At 63.4% G+C, this 23131-nt stretch carries 24 protein-coding genes; 13 read left to right on the forward strand and 11 right to left on the reverse strand.

Annotation, left to right across the window (positions count from 1 at the left end):
• Window positions 1-123: 123 nt before the first annotated feature.
• The 7 genes from mreC (at window position 124) to tldD (ending at window position 10049) form a co-directional block, all read left to right on the forward strand.
• On the forward strand, window positions 124-1176 hold the full coding sequence (mreC, locus tag CHB99_RS08910; RefSeq protein ID WP_084702445.1) for a rod shape-determining protein MreC: 1053 nt from the start codon (window positions 124-126) through the stop codon (window positions 1174-1176).
• Window positions 1176-1664, forward strand: coding sequence for a rod shape-determining protein MreD (gene mreD, locus CHB99_RS08915; protein ID WP_042120768.1), 489 nt, complete (start codon window positions 1176-1178; stop codon window positions 1662-1664). Before mreC ends, mreD begins: the two co-directional genes overlap by 1 nt.
• Before the next feature lie 36 nt (window positions 1665-1700).
• Window positions 1701-2309, forward strand: coding sequence for a Maf family protein (locus tag CHB99_RS08920; RefSeq protein ID WP_042120767.1), 609 nt, complete (start codon window positions 1701-1703; stop codon window positions 2307-2309).
• Between the two features lie 84 nt (window positions 2310-2393).
• Window positions 2394-3851, forward strand: a complete 1458-nt coding sequence (gene rng / locus CHB99_RS08925) for a ribonuclease G (RefSeq protein WP_042120766.1) — start codon at window positions 2394-2396, stop codon at window positions 3849-3851.
• Window positions 3852-3936: 85 nt separating this feature from the next.
• Window positions 3937-7746 (forward strand): YhdP family protein, encoded by a 3810-nt coding sequence (locus CHB99_RS08930; RefSeq protein WP_042120765.1) that lies wholly within the window; start codon window positions 3937-3939, stop codon window positions 7744-7746.
• Between the two features lie 9 nt (window positions 7747-7755).
• The gene (locus CHB99_RS08935) at window positions 7756-8607 is read left to right on the forward strand and encodes a carbon-nitrogen hydrolase family protein (protein ID WP_042120764.1); all 852 of its coding nucleotides are present in this window, start codon (window positions 7756-7758) and stop codon (window positions 8605-8607) included.
• Window positions 8608-8609: 2 nt separating this feature from the next.
• The gene (tldD, locus tag CHB99_RS08940) at window positions 8610-10049 is read left to right on the forward strand and encodes a metalloprotease TldD (protein WP_042120763.1); all 1440 of its coding nucleotides are present in this window, start codon (window positions 8610-8612) and stop codon (window positions 10047-10049) included.
• Window positions 10050-10091: 42 nt separating this feature from the next.
• Here tldD and yjgA read toward each other — a convergent pair whose 3' ends face one another.
• Window positions 10092-10613, reverse strand: a complete 522-nt coding sequence (gene yjgA / locus CHB99_RS08945) for a ribosome biogenesis factor YjgA (protein ID WP_042120762.1) — start codon at window positions 10611-10613, stop codon at window positions 10092-10094.
• 108 nt (window positions 10614-10721) lie between these two features.
• Here yjgA and pmbA point away from each other — a divergent pair, with 108 nt between their 5' ends.
• The 6 genes from pmbA to CHB99_RS08975 all read left to right on the forward strand — a co-directional run bounded on the left by pmbA (window position 10722) and on the right by CHB99_RS08975 (window position 15964).
• A complete protein-coding gene (gene pmbA / locus CHB99_RS08950; RefSeq protein WP_042120760.1) occupies window positions 10722-12068 on the forward strand; it encodes a metalloprotease PmbA in 1347 nt (448 codons plus the stop codon).
• A gap of 120 nt (window positions 12069-12188) precedes the next feature.
• Entirely contained in the window at window positions 12189-12590 is a 402-nt protein-coding gene (locus tag CHB99_RS08955) for a hypothetical protein (RefSeq protein WP_042120759.1), read from the forward strand.
• Entirely contained in the window at window positions 12583-13959 is a 1377-nt protein-coding gene (locus tag CHB99_RS08960) for a class II fumarate hydratase (RefSeq protein WP_042120758.1), read from the forward strand. The genes CHB99_RS08955 and CHB99_RS08960 overlap by 8 nt, the downstream gene beginning before the upstream one ends.
• A 27-nt stretch (window positions 13960-13986) precedes the next feature.
• Window positions 13987-14448, forward strand: a complete 462-nt coding sequence (locus CHB99_RS08965) for a DUF2753 family protein (RefSeq protein ID WP_042120756.1) — start codon at window positions 13987-13989, stop codon at window positions 14446-14448.
• Window positions 14448-15059, forward strand: coding sequence for a superoxide dismutase (locus CHB99_RS08970; protein WP_042120755.1), 612 nt, complete (start codon window positions 14448-14450; stop codon window positions 15057-15059). The genes CHB99_RS08965 and CHB99_RS08970 overlap by 1 nt, the downstream gene beginning before the upstream one ends.
• A gap of 11 nt (window positions 15060-15070) precedes the next feature.
• Window positions 15071-15964: a ZIP family metal transporter gene (locus CHB99_RS08975; RefSeq protein WP_042120753.1), complete on the forward strand. Its 894-nt coding sequence runs from the start codon at window positions 15071-15073 to the stop codon at window positions 15962-15964.
• Between the two features lie 45 nt (window positions 15965-16009).
• Here the strand turns inward: CHB99_RS08975 and CHB99_RS08980 are convergent, their stop codons facing one another.
• The 10 genes from CHB99_RS08980 to CHB99_RS09025 form a co-directional block, all read right to left on the reverse strand.
• Window positions 16010-16282, reverse strand: a complete 273-nt coding sequence (locus tag CHB99_RS08980; protein WP_042120752.1) for an HPr family phosphocarrier protein — start codon at window positions 16280-16282, stop codon at window positions 16010-16012.
• A gap of 20 nt (window positions 16283-16302) precedes the next feature.
• Entirely contained in the window at window positions 16303-17157 is an 855-nt protein-coding gene (rapZ, locus tag CHB99_RS08985; RefSeq protein ID WP_042120751.1) for an RNase adapter RapZ, read from the reverse strand.
• A 2-nt stretch (window positions 17158-17159) separates the two neighbouring features.
• Window positions 17160-17624: a PTS IIA-like nitrogen regulatory protein PtsN gene (ptsN, locus tag CHB99_RS08990; protein ID WP_042120750.1), complete on the reverse strand. Its 465-nt coding sequence runs from the start codon at window positions 17622-17624 to the stop codon at window positions 17160-17162.
• Between the two features lie 12 nt (window positions 17625-17636).
• Window positions 17637-17945: a ribosome hibernation-promoting factor, HPF/YfiA family gene (gene hpf / locus CHB99_RS08995; RefSeq protein ID WP_042120748.1), complete on the reverse strand. Its 309-nt coding sequence runs from the start codon at window positions 17943-17945 to the stop codon at window positions 17637-17639.
• 81 nt (window positions 17946-18026) lie between these two features.
• Window positions 18027-19520, reverse strand: coding sequence for an RNA polymerase factor sigma-54 (locus tag CHB99_RS09000; RefSeq protein ID WP_042120747.1), 1494 nt, complete (start codon window positions 19518-19520; stop codon window positions 18027-18029).
• A 178-nt stretch (window positions 19521-19698) separates the two neighbouring features.
• Window positions 19699-20424: an LPS export ABC transporter ATP-binding protein gene (gene lptB / locus CHB99_RS09005; protein ID WP_042120746.1), complete on the reverse strand. Its 726-nt coding sequence runs from the start codon at window positions 20422-20424 to the stop codon at window positions 19699-19701.
• Window positions 20424-20951 carry a lipopolysaccharide transport periplasmic protein LptA gene (gene lptA / locus CHB99_RS09010; protein ID WP_042120745.1) on the reverse strand — a complete coding sequence of 176 codons (528 nt, stop codon included), beginning with the start codon at window positions 20949-20951 and terminating at the stop codon, window positions 20424-20426. The genes lptB and lptA overlap by 1 nt, the downstream gene beginning before the upstream one ends.
• The gene (lptC, locus tag CHB99_RS09015) at window positions 20938-21510 is read right to left on the reverse strand and encodes an LPS export ABC transporter periplasmic protein LptC (RefSeq protein ID WP_042120743.1); all 573 of its coding nucleotides are present in this window, start codon (window positions 21508-21510) and stop codon (window positions 20938-20940) included. The genes lptA and lptC overlap by 14 nt, the downstream gene beginning before the upstream one ends.
• An 8-nt stretch (window positions 21511-21518) precedes the next feature.
• Entirely contained in the window at window positions 21519-22040 is a 522-nt protein-coding gene (locus CHB99_RS09020) for a KdsC family phosphatase (RefSeq protein ID WP_042120742.1), read from the reverse strand.
• Complete coding sequence (locus CHB99_RS09025; RefSeq protein ID WP_042120741.1) at window positions 22040-23014, reverse strand: KpsF/GutQ family sugar-phosphate isomerase; 975 nt, start codon at window positions 23012-23014, stop codon at window positions 22040-22042. Before CHB99_RS09025 ends, CHB99_RS09020 begins: the two co-directional genes overlap by 1 nt.
• Between the last annotated feature and the right edge of the window lie 117 nt (window positions 23015-23131).

A 23131-nucleotide genomic window follows, 5' to 3' on the forward strand; every position in this document is an offset into this window, starting at 1 on the left:
GCGCAGTGCTCTCCGAACCCGGGCTGACGTCCGTCTGGACGTCGATTCCACCCAATCCGCAAGCCAGGCCGGTGCGTTGCCGTATGAATGACCTGCTGAACCGTCGACCACGAGGAGCGGCCCATTAAACCGCTTTTCGCCAAAGGCCCGTCGCTGGGCGTGCGCCTGCTCGTGCTGGTTGTGCTGTCGATCGCCCTGATGGTGGTCGATGCCCGTTTCACCGTGCTCAAGCCCGTGCGTGACCAGATGTCCCTGGTGCTGATGCAGTCCTACACCGTCACCGATCTGCCGCTGCGTCTGTGGCAAGGCGTGGCCAGCCAGTTTGGCAGCCGCACCGAGCTGATCGCCGAGAACGAGAAACTCAAGACCGAAGCCCTGCTCCTGCAAGGCCGCCTGCAGAAGCTGGCGGCGCTGACCGAGCAGAACGTGCGCCTGCGCGAGTTGCTCAACTCCTCGGCGCTGGTCAACGAGAAGGTCGAGGTCGCCGAGCTGATCGGCATGGATCCGAACCCGTTCACCCATCGCATCCTGATCAACAAGGGCGAACGTGATGGCGTGGTCCTGGGCCAGCCGGTGCTCGACGCCCGCGGCCTGATGGGCCAGGTGGTCGAGTTGATGCCGTACACCTCGCGGGTACTGCTGCTGACCGACACCACCCACAGCATCCCGGTGCAGGTCAACCGCAACGGCCTGCGCGCCATCGCCAGCGGTACCGGCAACCCGGAACGTCTGGAACTGCGCCATGTCGCCGACACCGCCGATATCAAGGAAGGCGACCTGCTGGTCAGTTCCGGCCTCGGTCAGCGCTTCCCGGCCGGTTATCCGGTGGCCACGGTCAAGGAAGTGATCCACGATTCCGGCCAGCCATTCGCCATCGTTCGCGCGGTGCCGACGGCGGCGCTGAACCGCAGCCGCTACCTGCTGCTGGTGTTCTCCGACAGCCGTACCCCGGAAGAGCGCGCCAGCGATGCGGTCAAGGCGCAGGAAGCGGATCATCCGGTGCAGACCCTCCCGGCCAGTGACCCAGCGCATCCGCTCCCGGCAACCGCCCCGGCTCCCGCCGTACCTGGCGCACCCGCCGCCACCGTCCCGGTCGCTCCACCGGCGTCAGCAGCGCCTGCCGCCGCGGCGACCAGCCACGGCGCGGCAACGACCCCATCCCGGGAGAGACATTGATGGTCAGTACCCAAGGCAAGAACGGCTGGGTGGTCTGGTTGACCTTCCTGATCGGCCTGCTCCTGAGCGTCTGGCCGATGCCGCCGTTCATGGATATCTTCCGTCCGTTGTGGCTGGCCCTGCTGCTGGCCTTCTGGACCCTCAACCTGCCGCACAAGATCGGCATGACCACCGCGTTCCTCCTCGGCCTTTGCGAGGATGTGCTCTACGGCACGTTACTGGGGCAGAACGCTCTGGTGCTGACCCTGATCACCTTCCTCGTGCTCAGCCTGCAGCAACGTCTGCGCATGTTCCCGATGTGGCAGCAGAGCCTGACCATCCTCGTGGTGTTCGGGGTCGCGCAACTGGTGCAGCTCTGGCTCAGTGCGCTGACCGGCAACCGCCAGCCGACCCTGGCGCTGATCTGGCCCGCGGTGACCAGCGCCTTGCTCTGGCCATGGATCAGTTTCGGTCTGCGCGGTCTGCGCAGCCGCCTGAGCATCTACTGAAACACTGCGTTTCGACGCTGACAGGGAGACGTCAAGATGACCCCGCTGTACCTGGCCTCCGGTTCGCCGCGCCGCCGTGAACTGCTGACCCAGATCGGCATTCCCTTCACGGTCGTCAGCGCTTCCATCGATGAAACTCCGCTGCCCGGCGAACAGGCCGGCGCCTATGTCGAGCGCCTGGCCCGGGGCAAGGCCGCCGCCGGCCTGGCCCTGCTCACGGCCAGCGGCACCCGCGAGCCTCTGGCCGTGCTGGGGGCCGATACCGCCGTCGTTCTCGATGGGCGAATTCTCGGCAAGCCGGTCGATCGCGACGATGCCCTGGCCATGCTGGCCGCGCTGTCCGGTCGCGAGCACGAAGTGCTGACCGCTGTCGCCGTCACCGATGGCCAGCACACGGAAAGCCTGTGCATCACCAGCCGCGTATCCTTCAACCCCATCAGCGAATCCCGGGCACAGACCTACTGGGCCAGCGGCGAGCCGTGCGACAAGGCCGGCGCCTATGCCATCCAGGGCCTCGGCGCGGTATTCGTGCAGGGCCTGCAGGGCAGCTATTCCGGCGTGGTCGGCCTGCCCGTCGCGGAGACCGCCGAACTGCTGGCCCGTTTCGGCATTCCCTGCTGGCAGGGCGTGCCGGGCGTAGTGTGAGGATGTCCTGACCACCGTTTATTGCTCGCCAGCCAGCGCCGGGCAATCCATGATTACCTGAAGATCCTTTGACGAGAGCCTGCCATGAGTGAAGAGATTCTGATCAACATCACCCCGATGGAATCCCGCGTGGCGGTGGTGGAAAACGGCGTCCTTCAGGAGGTCCATGTCGAGCGCACCCAGCGCCGTGGCATCGTCGGCAATATCTACAAGGGCAAGGTGGTACGGGTGCTGCCGGGCATGCAGGCGGCGTTCGTCGATATCGGTCTGGAGCGGGCCGCCTTCATCCATGCTTCGGAAATCTCCCTGCGCGAAGGCACTACCGTGGAGAGCATCAGTGCGCTGGTCCACGAAGGCCAGAGCCTGGTGGTGCAGGTGACCAAGGACCCGATCGGCTCCAAGGGCGCGCGCCTGACCACGCAGCTGTCGATTCCGTCGCGCTACCTGGTGTACATGCCGCGCACCAAGCATGTCGGCATTTCCCTGAAGATCGAGGACGAAGCCGAGCGCGAACGCCTGAAGCAGGTGGTCAGCGAGTGCGTGGCCCAGGAGAACATCCAGGATTCCGGTGGTTTCATCCTGCGCACCGCCGCCGAAGGCGCCGGGGCCGACGAGATCCTCATGGACATCCGCTACCTGCGCCGCCTCTGGGACCAGATCGGCGTGCAGATCAAGACCGTCGGTGCGCCCACCGAGATCTACGAGGACCTGGGCCTGGCCCTGCGTACCCTGCGCGACCTGGTCAACCCGAAGATCGAGAAGATCCGCATCGACTCGCGGGAAACCTTCCAGAAAACCACACAGTTCGTCGCCGAACTGATGCCGGAAATCGCCGATCGCCTGGAACATTATCCGGGCGAGCGGCCGATCTTCGACCTGTACGGCGTCGAGGACGAGATCCAGCGTGCCCTCGAACGCAAGGTGCCGCTCAAGTCCGGCGGTTACCTGGTGGTGGACCCGGCCGAGGCCATGACCACCATCGACGTCAACACCGGGGCGTTCGTCGGCCATCGCAATCTCGAAGAGACCATCTTCAAGACCAACCTCGAAGCTGCCACCGCCATTGCCCGCCAGCTGCGCCTGCGCAACATCGGCGGGATCATCATCATCGACTTCATCGACATGGAAGACGAAGAGCACCAGCGCCAGGTCCTGCGCACGCTGGAGAAGCAGCTCGAACGCGACCATGCCAAGACCAACATCATCGGCCTGACCGAACTGGGCCTGGTGCAGATGACCCGCAAGCGTACCCGGGAAAGCCTCGAGCAGGTGCTCTGCGAGCCGTGCATCAGTTGCCAGGGGCGCGGCAAGCTGAAGACCCCGGAAACAGTCTGCTACGAGATTTTCAGGGAAATCCTTCGCGAGGCACGGGCGTATCAGGCCGAAGGGTATAGAGTGCTCGCCAATCAAAAGGTCGTGGACCGCCTGCTGGACGAGGAATCGGGCAACGTCGCCGAACTTGAAGCCTTCATCGGGCGAACCATTCGTTTCCAGGTGGAGTCCATGTATTCCCAGGAACAATATGACGTGGTGCTGCTCTGATTCGTCCTGAACCCTCGACCGCCTCCCTGGTGCTGGCAAACCCGGCACGTCGGGCCATAGTTACAGAACGACTCGGGGGGCCACTATGGAGCGTCTGATCCGCGTTCTGGCTGCATTGACCCGCTGGGGGCTGGGTGCCTGCGCGCTCCTGGCGGTGCTGGTGGCGCTGTACGTCAGCCTCGGTCGTGAACTGATTCCGCTGGTCGCCGAATACCGCGCTGAAGTCCAGGACAAGGCCGAGGCCGCACTCGGCATGCCGCTGCATATTGGTGCGCTGGAGGGTCGCTGGAGTGGCCTGGCGCCGATTCTGGTGGTGCGCGACGTGCAGCTTGGCGAGGGCAGTTCGGCGCTGCGTCTGGACGCGGTCAAGGTGGTGCCCGATCTGTGGGCCTCCCTGACCCATCGCGATGTGCGTCTGGCCCGGGTCGAGTTGGGTGGTCTTCAGTTCAATCTGCACGAATCCGAAGACGGTCGCTGGACGCTCAAGGGGCTGCCGGTAACGGACGACCAGCCACTGGATGTCGAGCAATTGCTGCAACGCATGCAGGTAGTGGCGAAAGTCTCCATTCTCGATAGCCAGATCACCCTGGAACCCTTCGATCACGAGCCATTGACGCTGACCTACGTAGGCCTGAGTCTGCAGACCGGCAGCGTGCGTCAGCGCCTCGATGCCCGCCTGACCCTGCCCGATGGCCAGCCGATGGCGATCAGTCTGAAGAGCCGGATTCGCCCGGCGCAGTGGCGCGATGGCCAGCTCGAAGGTTATCTCAGCCTGCCGCAGAGCGATTGGTCCAAGTGGCTGCCGGCGCGTCTGTTGGGCCAATGGCAGTTGCCGGAAGCGCGGGCCGGCGGCGAAGTCTGGATCGATTGGCGCGAGGGCAGGTTGCAAAGCGCGACATTGCGCCTGAACGCGCCGAAACTGCGCGCCGGCTACGCCGAGCGCAAACCGGTCAGTCTGGAAAACCTGGCGTTGAATGCCTGGCTGCGGCGCAGCGAGCAGGGCATGGAGATCACCCTCGATTCCCTGGCGCTGAGCCTTGGCGACACCCGCTGGGAATCCCGTGTGCAGATTCGCCAGAGCAACGATGAGACGGATGGCGAGCTGTGGCATATCCAGGCCGACCGGCTGGATCTGACGCCATTGACGCCGCTGATCCAGGCCCTCGGTCCGCTGCCGAAGCAGGGCATGGCGGTGGTCGATGGACTGAAGGTGACCGGCGGTCTGCGCAACGTGCTGCTGGATATCCGCCCGCAGGTCGAAGGCGATCGCATGTTCAGCTTCGCCGCCAACCTCGACCGGGTCGGCTTCGATGCCTACCATGGCGCGCCGGCGGCGGGAAATGTCAGCGGCAGCATCAGCGGCGACCTTGGTCACGGCGAGCTGCGCCTTGATACCGATAAATTCATGCTGCATCTGGTGCCGATCTTCGCCGATCCCTGGCATTACCTGAAAGCCAATGCACAGCTGACCTGGAAGCTGGACAAGGATGGCTTCACCCTGATCGCCCCCTATCTCAAGGTGTTGGGCGAAGAAGGCAAGATCGCCGGCGACTTTCTCATCCGCCTGCTGTTCGCCGAAGGCAGCGAGGACTACATGGACCTGCGGGTCGGTCTGGTCGAAGGCGATGGCCGCTACACCGGCAAGTACCTGCCGGAAGTGCTCAGCCCCGATGTAGCCCACTGGCTGCGCACTGCGATCCTCAAGGGCAAGGTCGACGAGGGCTATTTCCAGTATCAGGGCTCGCTGAATCATGGGGCACCGGATCATGCCCGCAGCATCAGCCTGTTCTTCAAGGTCGAGGACGCCGTCCTGGACTTCCAGCCGGGATGGCCGCAACTGAGCAAGGTCGACGGCGATGTATTCATCGACGACCACGGCGTGCGGGTCAAGGCCAGTCGCGGACAGATGCTCAACACCCGCGTCAGCGATGTGTTGGTGGACATTCCTCATGTTGCGGCGGGGGAGCACAGCCATCTGTATGTCGACGGCGCCTTCGATGGCACCCTCGGCGATGGCCTGAAGATTCTCCAGCAAGCACCGATCGGCACCGCTGCCACTTTCGCCGGCTGGGAGGGCGAGGGCGATCTGGATGGTTCGCTGAAACTGGACATTCCGCTGGCCCATGGCCAGACGCCCAAGGTGGTGGTGGACTTCCAGACGCAGGACGCACGCTTGAAACTCAGCGAACCGCTGCTTGAACTGAGTCAGCTCAAGGGCGATTTCCGCTTCGACCTGGACAAGGGCCTGAGCGGCAGGAACATCGCGCTCACGGCGTTCGGCAAGCCGGTCAGCGCGGAGATCTTCGCCGAAGGCAAACCTGGTCAGTTGCAGACCCGGATCGCCGCCAAGGGGCAGATCGCCCTGAAATCCCTGACCGACTGGTTGCAGTTCAACCAGCCGCTGCCGGTCTCGGGCGAGTTGCCTTATCAGTTGCAGGTTTCGCTGGGCAGCACCAACCAGCTCAGCGTCGACTCCAATCTGAAGGGCCTGAGCATCGATCTGCCGGCGCCCTTCGGCAAAGCCGCCAACGATACCCGTGCCAGCCAGTTCCGCATGGACCTGCAGGGCGCCGAGCGGCGGATCGATGCAACCTATGCCGACCTGGCCAGTCTGGCCATTGCCGCGCAGCCGGGCAAGACCGAGCAACTCCGCGGTGAGCTGGTGCTCGGGGGCGGCAACGCACTGCTGCCGCCGATCCAGGGGCTGCGGGTCAAGGGCAAGCTGGCCGAAGTCGATGTGGAGGGCTGGCAGGACAAGGCCAGCGGCTATGCCGGCAACGATCCCGGCGGCAGCGCGCGGCAGATCCTGCGAGACATCGACCTGAGCATCGGCAAGTTGAAAGCCTACAGCTTCGAGCTGAACCAGGCGGTAGTGCGCCTGGATCGCAACAGCGACAACTGGGGCCTGCGTCTGGACAGCCAGGAAGTCATCGGCAATGCGCGGATCCCCGATGCCAAGGCCGCGCCCATCGCAATAAACCTGCAGACCCTGCACCTGCCCGCCGCCGACCCGAGCGAGGAAGCTTCGCCCGATGCCCCCGACCCGCTGGCCTCGGTGGATCCACGCAACATTCCGGCGCTGGACCTGAGCATCGCCAAGCTTTTCCGCGGCGACGACCTACTGGGGAGCTGGTCGCTGAAAGTGCGTCCCACCGCGCGAGGTATCGCCCTCAACGATCTCGACCTCGATCTCAACGGTTTGATGATCGATGGCGCCGCCGGCTGGGAGGGCGCGCCAGGTGCCAGCGGGAGTTGGTTCAAAGGGCGTCTTGAAGGCAAGAACCTGGCGGACGTCCTCAAGGCATGGAACTTCGCGCCGTCTGTCACCAGTCGAGAATTCCACATGGATGTCGATGGCCGCTGGCAGGGGTCGCCGGCCTGGATCAGCCTCAAGCGTTTCTCCGGAACCATGGATGCCACCTTGCGCAGCGGCCAGTTCGTCGAAGTGGAAGGCGGTGCCCAGGCCCTGCGGGTGTTCGGTCTGCTCAATTTCAACTCGATCGGCCGGCGCCTGCGCCTGGACTTCTCCGACCTGTTCGACAAGGGGCTGAGCTATGACCGGGTAAAAGGCCTGCTGGTGGCCAGCGACGGCGTCTACGTGACCCGCAGTCCGATCGCCATGACCGGCCCGTCGAGCAATTTCGAGCTGGATGGCACCCTGGACATGGTCCGGGATCGCATCGACGCCAACCTGATGGTCGCGCTGCCGGTGACCAACAATCTGCCGCTGGCCGCGCTGATCGTCGGCGCCCCGGCCATTGGCGGGGCGCTGTTTCTCGTCGATCGGCTGCTCGGCGACAAGGTCGCGCGCTATGCCAGCGTCAACTATCGGGTCGAAGGCCCGGTGAAAGAGCCTAAAATCACCTTTATCAAACCTTTCGAGAAGTCCAGGTAGAGCATGGATATGACCAGCGCCGTCATTCAGATGATCAGTCAGGACGATATCGCGGGCAACCTGGCCCGGGCTCGGGCTCTGCTCGAGCAGGCTGCCGAGCAGGGCGCGCGGCTTGCGGTGCTGCCGGAAAACTTCGCCGCCATGGGCCGTCGCGACAGCGCCGCCATCGGCCTGGCCGAAGCGCGCGGTGAAGGTCCGATCCTGCCATGGTTGAAACAGGCCGCCCGTGACCTCAACTTATGGATCGTGGCGGGCACCCTGCCGCTGCCGCCTGTCGACCGGCCCGAGGCCAAAGCCCATGCCTGCTCCCTGCTGGTGGACGAGCACGGCGAGCTGGTCGCCCGCTACGACAAATTGCACCTGTTCGACGTGGATGTCGCCGATAACCGCGGTCGCTATCGCGAGTCCGATGACTATGCCCACGGTGCGCGGGTGGTGGTCGCCGATACCCCGGTGGGCAAGCTGGGCCTGAGCGTGTGCTACGACCTGCGTTTTCCGGAGTTGTACAGCGCTTTGCGCGAGGCCGGGGCCGAGCTGATCAGCGCGCCGGCCGCGTTCACCGCGGTCACCGGTGCGGCGCACTGGGACGTGCTGATCCGCGCGCGGGCCATCGAGACCCAGTGTTATGTGCTGGCCGCCGCCCAGGGCGGCGTACATCCGGGACCGCGGGAAACCCACGGTCATGCGGCGATCGTCGATCCCTGGGGACGGATCCTCGCCCAACAGGCCCGCGGCGAAGCTGTGCTGCTGGCCACGCGCGACAGCGCCGAACAAGCGTCCATTCGGGCGCGGATGCCGGTGACCTTGCACCGGCGCTTTTTTTCGCGGGACGCCTTGCGGCCCGCGCACCTCTCGGAGTGACTATGAGCGAGTTGTTAACAAGCGTCAGCGAGCAACTGCTGGCTCCCGGCGACCTGAGCCTCGACAGCTTGCAGAGCGTGCTGGGTGAGCTGGCCGGTCCGGGCATCGACGCGGCCGACCTGTATTTCCAGGGCCAGATCTCGGAGTCCTGGGCGCTGGAAGACGGCATCGTCAAGGAAGGCAGCTTCAACCTCGACCAGGGTGTGGGCGTACGCGCCCAGTCCGGCGAGAAGACCGGCTTCGCCTACAGCAACGCGATCAACCTCGAAGCCCTGACCTCCGCCGCCCGCGCCGCCCGTTCGATTTCCCGGGCCGGGCAGAATGGCACGGTGCAGGCCTTCCGCAGCCAGGCGGTCACCGCGCTGTATGCGCCGGGCAACCCGCTGGACGTCATGAGCCGTGCGGAAAAGGTCGACCTGCTCAAGCGTGTCGATGTCGCCACCCGTGCGCTCGATCCGCGCATCCAGCAGGTCAGCGTGAGCATGGCCGGGGTCTGGGAGCGCATTCTTATTGCCGCTGCCGACGGTAGTCTGGCCGCGGATATCCGCCCGCTGGTGCGTTTCAATGTCAGCGTGATCGTCGAGCAGAACGGCCGTCGCGAGCGTGGCGGCCATGGCGGTGGCGGGCGTACCGACTACCGCTATTTCACCGAAGATCGCGTGATGGGCTTTGCCCGTGAGGCGCTGCGCCAGGCTTTGGTCAACCTCGAAGCCGTTCCGGCGCCCGCGGGGACGCTGCCGGTGGTCCTCGGCTCGGGGTGGTCCGGCGTGCTGCTGCACGAAGCGGTCGGTCATGGCCTGGAAGGCGACTTCAACCGCAAGGGCAGCTCGGCCTACAGCGGACGCTTGGGTGAAATGGTCGCGTCGAGCCTGTGCACCATCGTCGATGACGGCACCCTGGAAGGGCGCCGCGGTTCGCTGAGCGTCGACGACGAAGGCACGCCGACCGAATGCACCACCCTGATCGAGAACGGCAAGCTGGTCGGCTACATGCAGGACAAGCTCAATGCGCGCCTGATGGGCATGGCGGTCACCGGCAACGGGCGTCGCGAGTCTTATGCGCACCTGCCGATGCCGCGCATGACCAACACCTACATGCGCGCCGGCGAGAGCGATCCGGCGGAGATTATCGCCTCGGTCAAACGTGGCCTGTATTGCGCCAACCTCGGCGGCGGCCAGGTGGATATCACCAGTGGCAAGTTCGTCTTCTCCACCAGCGAGGCCTATCTCATCGAGGACGGCAAGATCACCGCTCCGGTCAAGGGCGCGACCCTGATCGGCAACGGCCCCGAAGCCATGAGTCGGGTGTCGATGGTCGGCAGCGACCTGGCCCTGGACAGTGGCGTCGGGACCTGCGGCAAGGATGGACAGTCGGTACCGGTGGGTGTGGGTCAGCCGACCCTGAAGATCGATGCGATCACCGTGGGTGGCACGGGCGCATGAAGATGATGCCGGGCGGGCAGGGTGCCTGCCCGGCACGGGAACTCAGCGCAGGCCGCGCTGGGTTTCGTCGAGATCGCGGATGTACTTGAAGAGCTTGCGTGCGGCACTTGGCGGCTTGTTGGTCTTCGCCTCGTGCTGGGCCTGGCGGATCTGCGAGCGCAGTTGCTGGCGATCGGCGTCCGGGTATTCCTGGACGAACTTCTCCAGCACATCGTCGCTGCCGCCGATCAGGCGGTCGCGCCAGCGTTCCAGGTTGTGGAAGCGCTCGTTGTACTGGCGACTGGAGGCATCGAGCTGGTCGAGCAGGGCGTTGATCGCGTCGAGGTCCTGGTCGCGCATCAGCTTGCCGATGAACGAGCGGTGACGGCGTTTCGCCTCGTTGGCGGTGTGCCGCTTGTGCTCTTCCAGAGCCTTGCGCAGCTCATCGGTCAGAGGCAGTTTGGCCAGAGTGTCGGGCTTGAGCGTGGTTAGGCGCTCGCCCATTTCGACCAGCGCCTGAAGTTCGCGCTTGATCTGGGTTTTGCTTTTTTCGCCTTCGTCGAAGGCATCGTAAGAATCAACCATGGGGGCAGTCCGCTGAGAAACGCCGCCATGATAACCAGTCGGGGGCCGCTTGTCCGGCCCGGTCGCTCGATGACCCTCGCCGAACGCCGTATTTGAGTGGAGAAAACCATGAGTGCAGTCCAGAGCGTCGGTCCGCAAGCCCTGCCGGCCTTGCAGGAGCAGGTCGAACAGATCATCGCCGAAGCGAAACGCCAGGGCGCCAGTGCCTGCGAAGTGGCGGTGTCGCTGGAGCAGGGGTTGTCGACTTCGGTGCGCCAGCGCGAAGTGGAAACGGTGGAGTTCAACCGTGACCAGGGCTTCGGCATCACCCTCTATGTGGGCCAGCGCAAGGGCTCGGCCAGCACCTCGGCCAGCGGTGCCGAGGCCATCCGCGAGACGGTCGCCGCCGCACTGGCGATTGCCAAACATACCTCTGAAGATGATTGCGCGGGCCTGGCCGATCCGGCGCTGATGGCCCGTGATGTCGCCGATTTCGATCTGTATCACGCCTGGGACATTACCCCCGAGCAGGCTATCGAGAAGGCCCTGGCCTGTGAGGCCGCGGCCTTCGACGCCGATGCGCGGATCAAGAATGCCGATGGCACCACGCTGAACACCCACCAGGGCTGCCGTGTCTATGGCAACAGCAACGGCTTCATCGGCGGCTATGCCTCGACCCGGCACAGCCTGAGCTGCGTGATGATCGCCGAAGGCGACGGGCAGATGCAGCGCGACTACTGGTACGACGTCAATCGCCAGGGCGAGCTGCTGGCCGACCCGCTGAGCATCGGCCGCCGTGCCGCCCAGCGTGCCGCCAGCCGGCTGGGCGCGCGACCGGTGCCGACCTGCGAGGTCCCGGTGCTGTTTTCCGCGGAGCTGGCCGGTGGCTTGTTCGGCAGTTTCCTGTCGGCGATTTCCGGCGGCAACCTGTACCGTAAGTCGTCGTTCCTCGAGGGCACCATCGGCCAGCGCCTGTTTCCGAGCTGGCTGACCCTGGATGAGCGTCCGCACCTGCCACGGGCGCTGGGCAGCGCAGCGTTCGACGGCGATGGCCTGGCGACCTACGCCAAGCCGTTCGTCGAAAACGGCCAACTGGTCTCCTATGTGCTCGGGACTTACTCGGGGCGCAAACTGGGCCTGCCGAGTACCGCCAACGCCGGCGGCGTGCACAACCTGTTCGTCAGCCATGGCATCGAGGACCAGGCAGCGCTGATCCGGCGCATGGGCCGGGGTCTGCTGGTAACCGAGCTGATGGGGCATGGCTTGAACATGGTCACCGGCGATTATTCCCGCGGCGCGGCCGGTTACTGGGTGGAAAACGGCGAAATTCAGTTCGCTGTACAGGAAGTGACGATCGCCGGGAATATGAAAGACATGTTCCAGCAGATTGTCGCCATCGGCAGCGATCTCGAAACCCGGAGCAACATTCACACCGGCTCGATCCTGATCGAACGCATGACGGTTGCCGGTAGCTGATTCAAGCACCTGTCGCAGCACCCGAAAGCCCGGCCTCAGCGCCGGGCTTTTGTTTTCCTGAAGAAACAAACTTGAACTGATTCTATTTATCAATTAATAATGAATATCATTATCTGAGCGATGATGTTCATGAAACCCGTCCTTCACGAATTGCCCTACCTCGAAAACTGGCGCTGGCTGAGTCGGCGCATCCGCTGCGCGCTCGAGCCCGACGAGCCGCGTCTGATCGAACACTACCTCGCTGAAGGACGCTATCTGGTCTGCTGCACCGACACCTCGGCGTGGACCGTGTCCCTGACTTCCTTCCGACTTCTGCTCGATACCGCTTGCGACCGCATGTTGCCGTGGCATTGGCGCTGCCTGTGCCTGGACCAGGCCTGGCGCCCGCTGCTGCAGCTGCGCAAGCTCGATGGCGGCGAGCACGGCCAGCGCTGGCAGCCGCTGGCCCTGCAACTGGCGAACTGCACGCTGTTGCCTTCGATTTCTTCCGCTGAACTGATGCAAGGACTTGACGATGAGTAATACCCGTATCGAGCGTGACAGCATGGGTGAACTGCAGGTGCCGGCCGAGGCCCTGTACGGCGCCCAGACCCAGCGCGCGGTCAACAACTTCCCGATCAGCCAGCAACCCATGCCGACCCAGTTCATCCGGGCGCTGCTGCTGGCCAAGGCCGCCGCGGCCAAGGCCAACGTGCAACTGGAACAGGTGACCGCGGCCCAGGGCGAGGCGATCGTCACCGCGGTGGAGCAATTGCTCGCCGGCGATTTCATGCAGCACTTCCCGGTGGACGTGTTCCAGACCGGCTCCGGCACCAGTTCCAACATGAACGCCAACGAGGTGATCGCGACGCTCGCCAGCCGCGTGCTGGGCGACAAGGTCAATCCCAACGATCACGTCAACTGCGGTCAGAGCAGCAACGACATCATCCCCACCACGATCCACGTCAGTGCCGCGCTGACCCTGCACGAACAATTGCTGCCGGCACTGAAGCACCTGGTCCAGGTGATCGAGGCCAAGGCCGAGCAGGTCCATCCGTTCGTCAAGACCGGCCGCACCCACCTGATGGACGCCATGCCGGTGCGCATGAGCCAGGTGCTCGGCGGCTGGGCGGCGCAGATCAAGGCCAGCATCGTTCACCTGGAAAACACCCTGCCGAGCCTGCAGGCCCTGGCCCAGGGTGGTACCGCGGTCGGTACCGGGATCAACGCTCATCCGCAATTCTCCGCGTTGTTCGCCAAGCAACTGAGCGGCCTGACCCAGCTCGACTTCGTGCCCGGTGACAACCTGTTTGCCCTGATCGGCTCGCAGGACACCGCGGTTGCCGTGTCCGGCCAACTGAAGGCCACCGCCGTGGCGCTGATGAAGATCGCCAATGACCTGCGCTGGATGAACTCCGGTCCGCTGGCGGGTCTCGGTGAAATCGAGCTGGAAGGCCTGCAGCCGGGCTCCTCGATCATGCCGGGCAAGGTCAACCCGGTGATTCCGGAAGCCACTGCCATGGTCGCCGCCCAGGTCATCGGCAACGACGCCACCATCGCTGTCGCCGGCCAGTCGGGCAACTTCGAGCTGAACGTCATGCTGCCGGTCATCGCCCTGAACCTGCTCGACAGTATCGAGCTGATGGCCAACGCCAGCCGCCTGCTGGCCGACAAGGCCATCGCCAGCTTCAAGGTCAACGAGCCGAAACTCAAGGAGGCGCTGGCGCGCAACCCGATCCTGGTCACCGCGCTGAACCCGATCATCGGTTACCAGAAGGCCGCCGAAATCGCCAAGACCGCCTACAAGCAAGGTCGTCCGATCATCGACGTGGCTCTGGAACACACCGAGCTGTCGCGTGCCCAGCTGGAAGTCCTGCTGGACCCGGAGAAGCTCACCGCCGGCGGTATCTGATCCCGCCCACCGCTTTGGAGGTTCGCCATGCAGCATTGGAAACGCACCACCGAAATCGCCAACCGTCTGTTCCACCAAGGCGATCTGGTCGATGCCCGCGAGCTGTACTTGCAGGCCCTGGCGCTGGCCCAGGTGCTCTTCGAACGCTGGCATGACGCCGACGAAGCGGTAGCCGCCTGTGTGATTTCCCATCACAACCTGGCGGACCTTCATCTGCGTCTCCAGCAGCCGCAGGAAAGCGCCGAATATCTCTGCGCAATCCACCAGCGCCTGTTGGGGGCCAGCCAGGACATGCGTCTGTCGCGCAGTCTGCGTGAAGCAGCGCTGCGCCAGAGCGGCAAGACCTACACCGAACTCTTGAGCTTCATCAGCGAGTACGGCCAGTACCCGCGCACCGAGCGCCTGCTGTACCGACAGGAACCGCAGCCCGGCGTGCTGGCTGGTCAGGACCCCGTGATCCACCGAGCCTTCCAACAAGGAATTCACTAATGCCCCATACCTTGCCTGCATTGCCATACGCCTACGATGCGCTGGAACCGCACATCGACACCCAGACCATGCAGATCCACCATACCAAGCACCATCAGACCTACATCAACAACCTCAACGCTGCCATCGAAGGCACCGAGTGGGCCGAGTGGCCGGTGGAAAAACTGGTGGCCGCGGTCAAGCAATTGCCCCAGAACCTCCAGCCTGCGGTGATCAACCAGGGCGGCGGTCACGCCAACCACACCCTGTTCTGGACCGTGATGTCGCCAAGTGCTGGTGGCGTGCCACAAGGCGCGGTAGCCAAGGCGATCGAAGAGCAACTGGGTGGTTTCGAAGCGTTCAAGGATGCCTTCACCAAAGCTGCGCTTACCCGCTTCGGCAGCGGTTGGGCCTGGCTGAGCGTCACCCCGGAGAAAACGCTGGTGGTCGAGAGCAGTGGCAACCAGGACAGCCCGCTGATGAACGGCAATACGCCGATCCTCGGTCTGGACGTCTGGGAGCATGCCTACTACCTGCAGTACCAGAACCGTCGTCCGGAATACATCAACGCCTTCTACAACGTGGTCGATTGGGCCGAAGTTGAGCGGCGCTACGTTGCTGCCCTGGCGTGAGTGACAGACGGATGCGTTCGGATGTCTTGTCCATAGGCAGTGTGCGCTTGTTCCGTCTGGCCCTGGGTACCTTGCTGTTGCTGGTCGGTACCGCGTTGCTGGTGGCCCAGGGAATCGCCTGGCTCGACCTGGAGCCGCGCATGATGCGCGCGCTGGAGGGTGGGGCGTTGTGTGCCCTGGGTACCGCGCTGGGGGCCGTGCCGGTGCTGGTGATCCGTAACATGCCGGTGACTCTGGCCGATACCCTGTTGGGGTTTGGTGCTGGAGTGATGCTGGCCGCCACGGCGTTCTCGCTGATCATTCCGGGTCTGGACGCCGCCCAGGCGGTCGGTTTCGGCAAGTGGGGCGCGGGTGGTCTGATCAGTGCCGGGCTGATGTTCGGTGCCTTCTGCCTGTACCTGGTGGATCGCAAGGTCACCGGTGCGTCACCGGATGCGCTGGTCGCGTGCGGTACTCAGCCGGTGATTCCGGCGCGGATCTGGGTGTTCGTCATCGCGATCATCGCCCACAACATTCCGGAAGGCATGGCCATCGGCGTTTCCGCCGGCGGCGGCATGCCGGACGCGGACAGCCTGGCGATGGGCATCGCCTTGCAGGATGTCCCGGAAGGTCTGGTGATCGCATTGGTGCTGGCGGGGGCCGGGATGGCCCGTTTCAAGGCCTTCCTCATCGGCGCGGCGTCGGGGCTGGTGGAGCCCGCGGCGGCGATACTCTGTGCCTGGCTGGTGAAGGTGGCCGAACTGCTGTTGCCGCTGGGCCTGGCCTTTGCGGCCGGAGCCATGTTGCTGGTGGTGACCCAGGAGATCATTCCCGAGTCACGGGCCAATGGTCATCATCGTCTGGCCAGTCTGGGGCTCTGCGTCGGTTTCTGTCTGATGATGGTGATGGATACTGCGTTGTCCTGACGCATCAAAAAGCCCGCCAATTGGCGGGCTTCTTGTTGAAGGCGATCACTCGCCCTCGTCGAACCGGTTGTTGATCAACTCGATCAACGCATCCAGCGCTGCCTGATCCTCGTCCCCTTCGGTCAGCAGGTGCACCTGGGTGCCTTTGCCGGCGGCCAGCATCATCACGGCCATGATGCTCTTGCCGTCGACCAGTCGGTCCGCCGCCCGTCCAACCTTGACCGCGCAGGGAAACTTGCCGGCCACCCCGACGAACTTGGCGGCGGCACGGGCATGCAGCCCCAGCTTGTTGATGATCTCGATTTCGATTGCGGGCATCGCGCGTGGAATCCTGTGGACTAGAGGTCTCGGTGGCGGACCTGGACGTTCTTCAATATGGGTTGCAGCAATTGGCCCAGGCGTTCGGTCAGATAGACGGAGCGATGGTGACCACCCGTGCAGCCAATGGCAATGGTGACATAAGCACGGTTGCTGGCGGCGAAGCGCGGCAACCATTTCAGCAGGTAGGACGAAATGTCCTGGAACATCTCTTCTACATCGGGCTGTGTCGCCAGGTAGTCGATGACTGGTTGATCCCGACCCGAATGTTCGCGCAGTTCGGGTTTCCAGTACGGATTGGGCAGGCAACGGACATCGAACACCAGGTCGGCATCGACCGGCATGCCGCGCTTGAAGCCGAAGGACTCGATGAGGAAGGCGGTGCCGGGCTCCGGCTGGTTGAGCAGACGCAGCTTGATCGTGTCACGCAACTGATAGAGGTTCAGGCTGGTGGTGTCGATCTTCAGGTCCGCGAGGTCGGCGATGGGGCCGAGCAGGTCACTTTCGACACGGATCGCTTCGGCCAGGGAGCGGTCCTGGTTGGTCAGTGGATGGCGCCGACGGGTTTCTGAAAAGCGCTTGAGCAGGGTTTCTTCGTCTGCATCCAGATACAGGACATCGCACTGGATGTGCCGGGCGCGGGCTTCATCGAGCAATTCCGGGAAGCGCGTCAGGTGGCTGGGCAGGTTGCGGGCGTCGATCGACACCGCTACCCGCGGTTGCAGCAATTCGGTGTTGATCAGCGCGCTCTCCGCCAACTGCGGTAACAGGCCGGCGGGGAGGTTGTCGATACAGTAGAAACCATTGTCTTCCAGGACATCGAGGGCGGTGCTTTTGCCGGATCCGGAGCGGCCGCTGACAATGATCAGGCGCATGGTCAGCTTCCGTTCTGCTCGTCCAGGACAACCTGGTAGAGGGCGGTGCTGCTTGGGGCGGCGCGCAGTCGGTCACGCACTTCCTTGCGGTCGAGCATGCTGGCGATCTGGCGCAGCAGTTCGAGGTGCGCATCGGTGGCGGCTTCCGGTACCAGCAGGACGAACAGCAGATCTACCGGGGCGCCGTCGATGGCGTCGAAATCGATGGGGGCGTCCAGATGCAGCAGCGCGCTGATCGGACTGTTGCAGCCCTTGAGGCGGCAGTGGGGAATGGCGATGCCGTTACCGAAACCCGTTGAGCCGAGTTTTTCCCGGTCGATCAGGCTTTTGAATACGTCCTGGGTGTCCAGCTCGGGGACTTCCTGGCCGATCAGGTTGGCGATCTGTTCGAGTACGCGCTTTTTACTGCCACCCGGCACGTTCACCAGGGAACGGCCGGGGGTCAGGATGGATTCAAGTCGGATCATGGATGAGGGGGATCAGCGTGCCGCTGCACCTTGCAGCAGACTTTGCTGTTTTTCCTTGTGTTTTTTCAGTTGGCGGTCGAGCTTGTCGGTCAAGGAGTCGATGGCGGCATACATGTCGGCGTCTTCGGCATTCGCAACCACTTCACCACCGGGAATCTGCAAGGTCGCCTCCACTTTCTGCTGGAGTTTCTCGACCTTCATGATGACCTGCACGTTGGTGATCCTGTCGAAATGACCCTCCAGACGTTTCAGCTTCGATTCGACGTATTCACGAAGCGGTGGAGTGACTTCTACATGTTGTCCACTGATGTTGACTTGCATACTGCTTCTCCTTTGTTGCCGTGCATAAAGAGGCAGGTGTTGCGCCTGCCACTGAATTGCGATGGCACATCTCGGGAACTGTCACATCAATCGCTTGCGTTCACTCGAAGGTGCGATGCCGAGCGACTCGCGGTACTTGGCGACGGTGCGACGTGCTACCTGGATGCCTTGTGCCTCCAGTAAACCAGCGATCTTGCTGTCACTCAATGGCTTTTTCTGATTTTCCGCGGCAACCAGTTTCTTGATGATCGCGCGGATAGCGGTGGAGGAGCATTCCCCCCCTTCGGAGGTGCTCACATGGCTGGAGAAAAAGTACTTCAGCTCATAGATTCCGCGGGGCGTGTGCATGTATTTCTGCGTGGTCACCCGGGAGATGGTCGACTCGTGCATGCCCACCGCTTCGGCGATGTCGTGCAGGACCAGCGGTTTCATGGCCTCGTCGCCATGATCGAGGAAACCGCGCTGGTGCTCGACGATCTGGGTCGCCACCTTCATCAGGGTTTCGTTGCGGCTTTGCAGGCTCTTGATGAACCAGCGCGCCTCCTGCAACTGGTTGCGCATGAAGGTGTTGTCGGCGCTGGTGTCGGCGCGGCGGACGAAACCGGCGTACTGCGGATTGACCCGCAGGCGCGGTACCGCTTCCTGGTTGAGTTCAACCAGCCAGCGTTCGTTGTCCTTGCGCACGATCACGTCGGGAACCACGTACTCCGGCTCGCTGGATTCGATCTGCGAGCCAGGACGCGGATTGAGGCTCTGCACCAGTTCGATGACCTGGCGCAGCTCATCTTCCTTGAGCTTCATGCGGCGCATCAGCTGGCTGTAGTCACGGCTGCCGAGCAGGTCGATGTAGTCGCTGACCAGGCGCTGTGCTTCGCTCATCCACGGCGTATTGGCGGGCAACTGACGCAGTTGCAGCAACAGGCATTCGCTCAGGTTGCGCGCGCCGATGCCGGCGGGTTCGAATTGCTGGATGCGGTGCAGGACGGCTTCGATCTCGTCCAGCTCGATATCCAGTTCGGGATCGAAGGAGTCGCAGATTTCTTCCAGGGTTTCGTCGAGGTAACCCTGGTTGTTGATGCAGTCGATCAGGGTAACGGCGATCAGCCGGTCGGTATCCGACATCGGCGCCAGGTTCAGTTGCCAGAGCAGGTGGCTCTGCAGGCTCTCGCCCGCCGAAGTCCGGGTGGTGAAGTCCCACTCGTCGTCGTCATTGCTGGGCAGGCTGCTGGCGCTGGTCTGGTAGATGTCTTCCCAGGCGGTGTCGACCGGCAGTTCGTTGGGGATGCGCTCGTTCCATTCGCCTTCTTCGAGGTTCTCCGCACTCGGTGCGGACTGTTCGAAGCTGCTTTCCTGCGTTTCAGCGACCGGCTTGCTCTCGGCGTTGTCGGCCATGGGGTCGCTGTTGTCGAAGTCGTCGCCTTCTTCCTGACGTTCGAGCATCGGGTTGGACTCCAGGGCTTCCTGGATTTCCTGCTGCAGGTCCAGCGTGGAGAGCTGGAGCAGACGTATGGCCTGTTGCAACTGCGGGGTCATCGTCAGTTGCTGGCCCATTCTTAGGACGAGCGATGGTTTCATGGCTGGGGCTTAACACCTTATTCGCCGGCGCGCATGCGCCATCTACTACACGGACGCGGGGCGCCAATTTTAAGCAAGATATATGCCTGAAATTGTAGCGTTTGCCTAGAGCGCTGTAACAATTAAGCCGCCAATAATGGCTTAAAGCCAGCGCTCGGTCATTCCAATGACCTCGAGCCTACAAGCGGAACTCGTGGCCGAGGTACACCTCTTTCACCAACTGATTGGCCAGGATGGTTTCCGAATCGCCCTCGGCGATCAGTTGACCATCATTGACGATGTAAGCGGTTTCGCAGATATCCAGGGTTTCACGGACGTTGTGGTCGGTGATCAGAACGCCGATGCCCTTGGCCTTCAGGTGGTGGATGATCTGCTTGATGTCGCCGACCGAAATCGGGTCGACACCGGCAAAGGGTTCGTCGAGCAGAATGAATTTTGGTGCGGTCGCCAGGGCGCGGGCGATTTCCACACGACGGCGCTCGCCACCGGAAAGACTCATGCCGAGGTTGTCGCGGATGTGGCTGATGTGGAATTCCTGCAGCAGGCTTTCCAGCTCCTTGCGGCGCCCATCACGATCCAGGTCCTTGCGGGTTTCCAGGATGGCCATGATGTTGTCGGCCACCGACAGCTTGCGGAAGATCGACGCTTCCTGCGGCAGATAGCCGATGCCGGCGCGGGCGCGGCCGTGCATCGGCTGGTGGCTGACATCCAGGTCGTCGATCAGGACGCGGCCCTGATCGGCCTGGACCAGGCCGACGATCATGTAGAAGCAGGTGGTCTTGCCGGCGCCGTTGGGCCCCAGCAGGCCGACGATCTGGCCGCTGTCGATGGACAGGCTGACGTCACGCACGACTTGCCGGCTCTTGTAGCTCTTGGCCAAATGCTGGGCTTTGAGAGTTGCCATTACTCGGCCTTCTTCTTCGGCTGGATCACCATGTCGATACGCTGACGCGGTGTCTTGATGTCCTTGCCGCCGCGACCGGCGGTGGCGACCTGGGTCTTGGAGTTGTAGACGATCTTCTCGCCTTCGGTGGTGTTGCCGGCGTTGACCACCTTGGCCTGGTCGGTCAGCACGATGAGGTCGCGGCTCGCCTGGTACTGGATCTGCTTGGCGTAGCCTTGCATCTTGTCCGGCTTGGCGGCGTCCTGCTGCTGTTCGAAATAGGCCGGGCTGCCCACCGAGGTAGCGGTATCGATGTCGCCAGCCTGGTTCAGGGTGATGGTCACGACGTTGCCTTTGATCATCATCGAGCCCTGAGTGATGATCACGTCACCGGTGTAGGTAGCGACCTTGTTCTTGTCGTCCATCTGGGCGCCGTCGGCCTGGATGCGTACGGGCTGGTCGCGATCGGTAGGCAGGGCCCAGGCATTCACGCTTCCCAGTGCTGCGCTCAGGCTGAGCAAAAAAGGGAGGGTTTTAACGAGCCTCATACTGTCCTCTTACGTTGGACAGCAGGTCCATCCTGCCGTCTTTCAAATACGCTTTCATTCCCTTGCCCGTAGTCACGCCACCGGCGCCGTCGATTCTAACGTCTTGCTCGGTTTGCGCATATTGCTTCTGCGGGAATACCGTCATGCGGCTGGAAGTGATGATGGTTGTGCGGTTCTGTTCATCGGTGCGCGCGACCCGGACCGAATCGATCAGCTCGACCTCGGTGCCATCGGGGTTGACCTCGCCGCGTTCGCTCTGCACGTGCCAGGGGAAGGTCGTGCCGCGGTACATCTGCAGGTCCGGCTTGGTCAGCAGGGTGACTTCGCTGGCCTTGAGGTGCTCGACCTTGTCCGCGGTCATCTCGTACTGCATCTTGCCGTCGGGCAGGAATTGCACACTGTGGGCGTTGATCGCGTAGTAGTCGATGGCACTTTCGTCGACCTTGGAAACCGGTTGGTCGAGGAAGCGCTCGGGACTGATGTTCCAGTAGCCAATGGCCGCGAACAACGCGGCGATTGCGCCGAACAGCGCAATCAGGCGGATCTTCTTGCTGAACATGACGTGCTCTACAGGTAGTGGGCGTTTGCCGCTTCCAGGTTGCCCTGGGCTTGCAGGATCAGCTCGCAGAATTCGCGTGCCGCGCCTTCTCCGCCGCGGGCCTGGGTCACGCCATGGGCGTGCTCGCGGACGAACGCCGCGGCGTTGGCGACCGCCATCCCCAGGCCGACCCGGCGAATTACCGGCAGGTCAGGCAGATCGTCACCCAGGTAGGCGACTTCTTCGTAGCTTAGGCCGAGCTGGGCGAGAAGCTCGTCCAGCACCACCAGTTTGTCCTCGCGGCCCTGATACAGGTGCGGGATGCCGAGGTTCTTCGCCCGGCGCTCGACCACCGGGGTCTTGCGGCCGCTGATGATCGCCGTGGTTACCCCGGAGTTCATCAGCATCTTGATGCCCTGGCCGTCGAGGGTGTTGAAGGTCTTGAATTCGCTGCCGTCCTCGAGGAAGTACAGGCGACCGTCGGTCAGTACGCCGTCCACGTCGAAAACCGCCAGCTTGATGGCTTTGCCGCGTTGCAACAGGGTGTTCATCACATTACTCCGGCGCGCAGCAGGTCGTGCATGTTCAGGGCTCCGACCGGACGGTCGGCCTTGTCCACCACCACCAGCGCGCTGATCTTGTGGTCTTCCATGATTTTCAGGGCTTCGGCCGCGAGCATTTCGGCACGGGCGGTCTTGCCATGGACGGTCATGACTTCTTCGATGCGGGTCTTGTGCACGTCGATATTGCGATCGAGGCTGCGGCGCAGGTCGCCGTCGGTGAAGATCCCGGCCAGGGTGCCGTCGGCCTCGGCCACCACGGTCATGCCCAGGCCCTTGCGCGACATCTCCAGCAGTGCGTCCTTGAGCAGGGTGCCGCGCTGCACTTGTGGCAGCTCGTCGCCCGCGTGCATGACGTTCTCGACTTTCAGCAGCAGGCGGCGGCCCAGGGCGCCTCCGGGGTGCGAGAAGGCGAAGTCCTCGGCGGTGAAGCCGCGGGCTTCCAGCAGGGCGATGGCCAGGGCATCGCCGAGTACCAGCGCGGCGGTGGTCGAGGAGGTCGGCGCCAGGTTCAGCGGGCAGGCTTCCTGGGCGACGCGGGCGTCGAGATTGACCTCGGCGGCCTTGGCCAGCGGAGATTCGGGATTGCCGGTGAGGCTGACCAGCTTGATGCCCAGGCGCTTGATCAGTGGCAGCAGGGTGACGATTTCGGCGGTGGAGCCGGAGTTGGACAGGGCCAGGATGATGTCGTCCCGGGTGATCATGCCCATGTCGCCGTGGCTGGCCTCCGCGGGGTGCACGAAGAACGCCGGCGTTCCGGTGCTGGCCAGGGTCGCGGCGATCTTGTTGCCGATGTGCCCGGATTTGCCCATGCCCACCACTACAACACGGCCCTTGCTGCCCAGGATCAGTTCGCAGGCCTTGACGAAATCGGCGTCGATATGGGCCAGCAGGCCTTCCACCGCTTCGATTTCGTAACGGATTGTGCGCTGTGCGGATTGGATCAGGTCGGTGGATTGGCTCATGTCGAAAATCGGGTACCTGATGAAAAGGCCGGGATTATAGCGGTTATGCGCGAAAGGCTCACCTGTGGATTACCCGGCGGCCGCCCGTTCGAGTGTTTTGCCGCTTCCCGGTTCCAT

It is taken from the genome of Pseudomonas japonica (genome assembly GCF_900188455.1).
In the GTDB taxonomy this organism is placed as follows: domain Bacteria; phylum Pseudomonadota; class Gammaproteobacteria; order Pseudomonadales; family Pseudomonadaceae; genus Aquipseudomonas; species Aquipseudomonas japonica.

Coding starts and splice junctions, on each gene's coding strand:
- mreD (WP_042120768.1), top strand. CDS start 1,176: ATGGTCAGTACCCAAGGCAAGAACGGCTGGGTGGTCTGGTTGACCTTC.
- CHB99_RS08920 (WP_042120767.1), top strand. CDS start 1,701: ATGACCCCGCTGTACCTGGCCTCCGGTTCGCCGCGCCGCCGTGAACTG.
- rng (WP_042120766.1), top strand. CDS start 2,394: ATGAGTGAAGAGATTCTGATCAACATCACCCCGATGGAATCCCGCGTG.
- CHB99_RS08930 (WP_042120765.1), top strand. CDS start 3,937: ATGGAGCGTCTGATCCGCGTTCTGGCTGCATTGACCCGCTGGGGGCTG.
- CHB99_RS08935 (WP_042120764.1), top strand. CDS start 7,756: ATGACCAGCGCCGTCATTCAGATGATCAGTCAGGACGATATCGCGGGC.
- tldD (WP_042120763.1), top strand. CDS start 8,610: ATGAGCGAGTTGTTAACAAGCGTCAGCGAGCAACTGCTGGCTCCCGGC.
- yjgA (WP_042120762.1), bottom strand. CDS start 10,613: ATGGTTGATTCTTACGATGCCTTCGACGAAGGCGAAAAAAGCAAAACC.
- pmbA (WP_042120760.1), top strand. CDS start 10,722: ATGAGTGCAGTCCAGAGCGTCGGTCCGCAAGCCCTGCCGGCCTTGCAG.
- CHB99_RS08955 (WP_042120759.1), top strand. CDS start 12,189: ATGATGTTCATGAAACCCGTCCTTCACGAATTGCCCTACCTCGAAAAC.
- CHB99_RS08960 (WP_042120758.1), top strand. CDS start 12,583: ATGAGTAATACCCGTATCGAGCGTGACAGCATGGGTGAACTGCAGGTG.
- CHB99_RS08965 (WP_042120756.1), top strand. CDS start 13,987: ATGCAGCATTGGAAACGCACCACCGAAATCGCCAACCGTCTGTTCCAC.
- CHB99_RS08970 (WP_042120755.1), top strand. CDS start 14,448: ATGCCCCATACCTTGCCTGCATTGCCATACGCCTACGATGCGCTGGAA.
- CHB99_RS08975 (WP_042120753.1), top strand. CDS start 15,071: ATGCGTTCGGATGTCTTGTCCATAGGCAGTGTGCGCTTGTTCCGTCTG.
- CHB99_RS08980 (WP_042120752.1), bottom strand. CDS start 16,282: ATGCCCGCAATCGAAATCGAGATCATCAACAAGCTGGGGCTGCATGCC.
- rapZ (WP_042120751.1), bottom strand. CDS start 17,157: ATGCGCCTGATCATTGTCAGCGGCCGCTCCGGATCCGGCAAAAGCACC.
- ptsN (WP_042120750.1), bottom strand. CDS start 17,624: ATGATCCGACTTGAATCCATCCTGACCCCCGGCCGTTCCCTGGTGAAC.
- hpf (WP_042120748.1), bottom strand. CDS start 17,945: ATGCAAGTCAACATCAGTGGACAACATGTAGAAGTCACTCCACCGCTT.
- CHB99_RS09000 (WP_042120747.1), bottom strand. CDS start 19,520: ATGAAACCATCGCTCGTCCTAAGAATGGGCCAGCAACTGACGATGACC.
- lptB (WP_042120746.1), bottom strand. CDS start 20,424: ATGGCAACTCTCAAAGCCCAGCATTTGGCCAAGAGCTACAAGAGCCGG.
- lptA (WP_042120745.1), bottom strand. CDS start 20,951: ATGAGGCTCGTTAAAACCCTCCCTTTTTTGCTCAGCCTGAGCGCAGCA.
- lptC (WP_042120743.1), bottom strand. CDS start 21,510: ATGTTCAGCAAGAAGATCCGCCTGATTGCGCTGTTCGGCGCAATCGCC.
- CHB99_RS09020 (WP_042120742.1), bottom strand. CDS start 22,040: ATGAACACCCTGTTGCAACGCGGCAAAGCCATCAAGCTGGCGGTTTTC.
- CHB99_RS09025 (WP_042120741.1), bottom strand. CDS start 23,014: ATGAGCCAATCCACCGACCTGATCCAATCCGCACAGCGCACAATCCGT.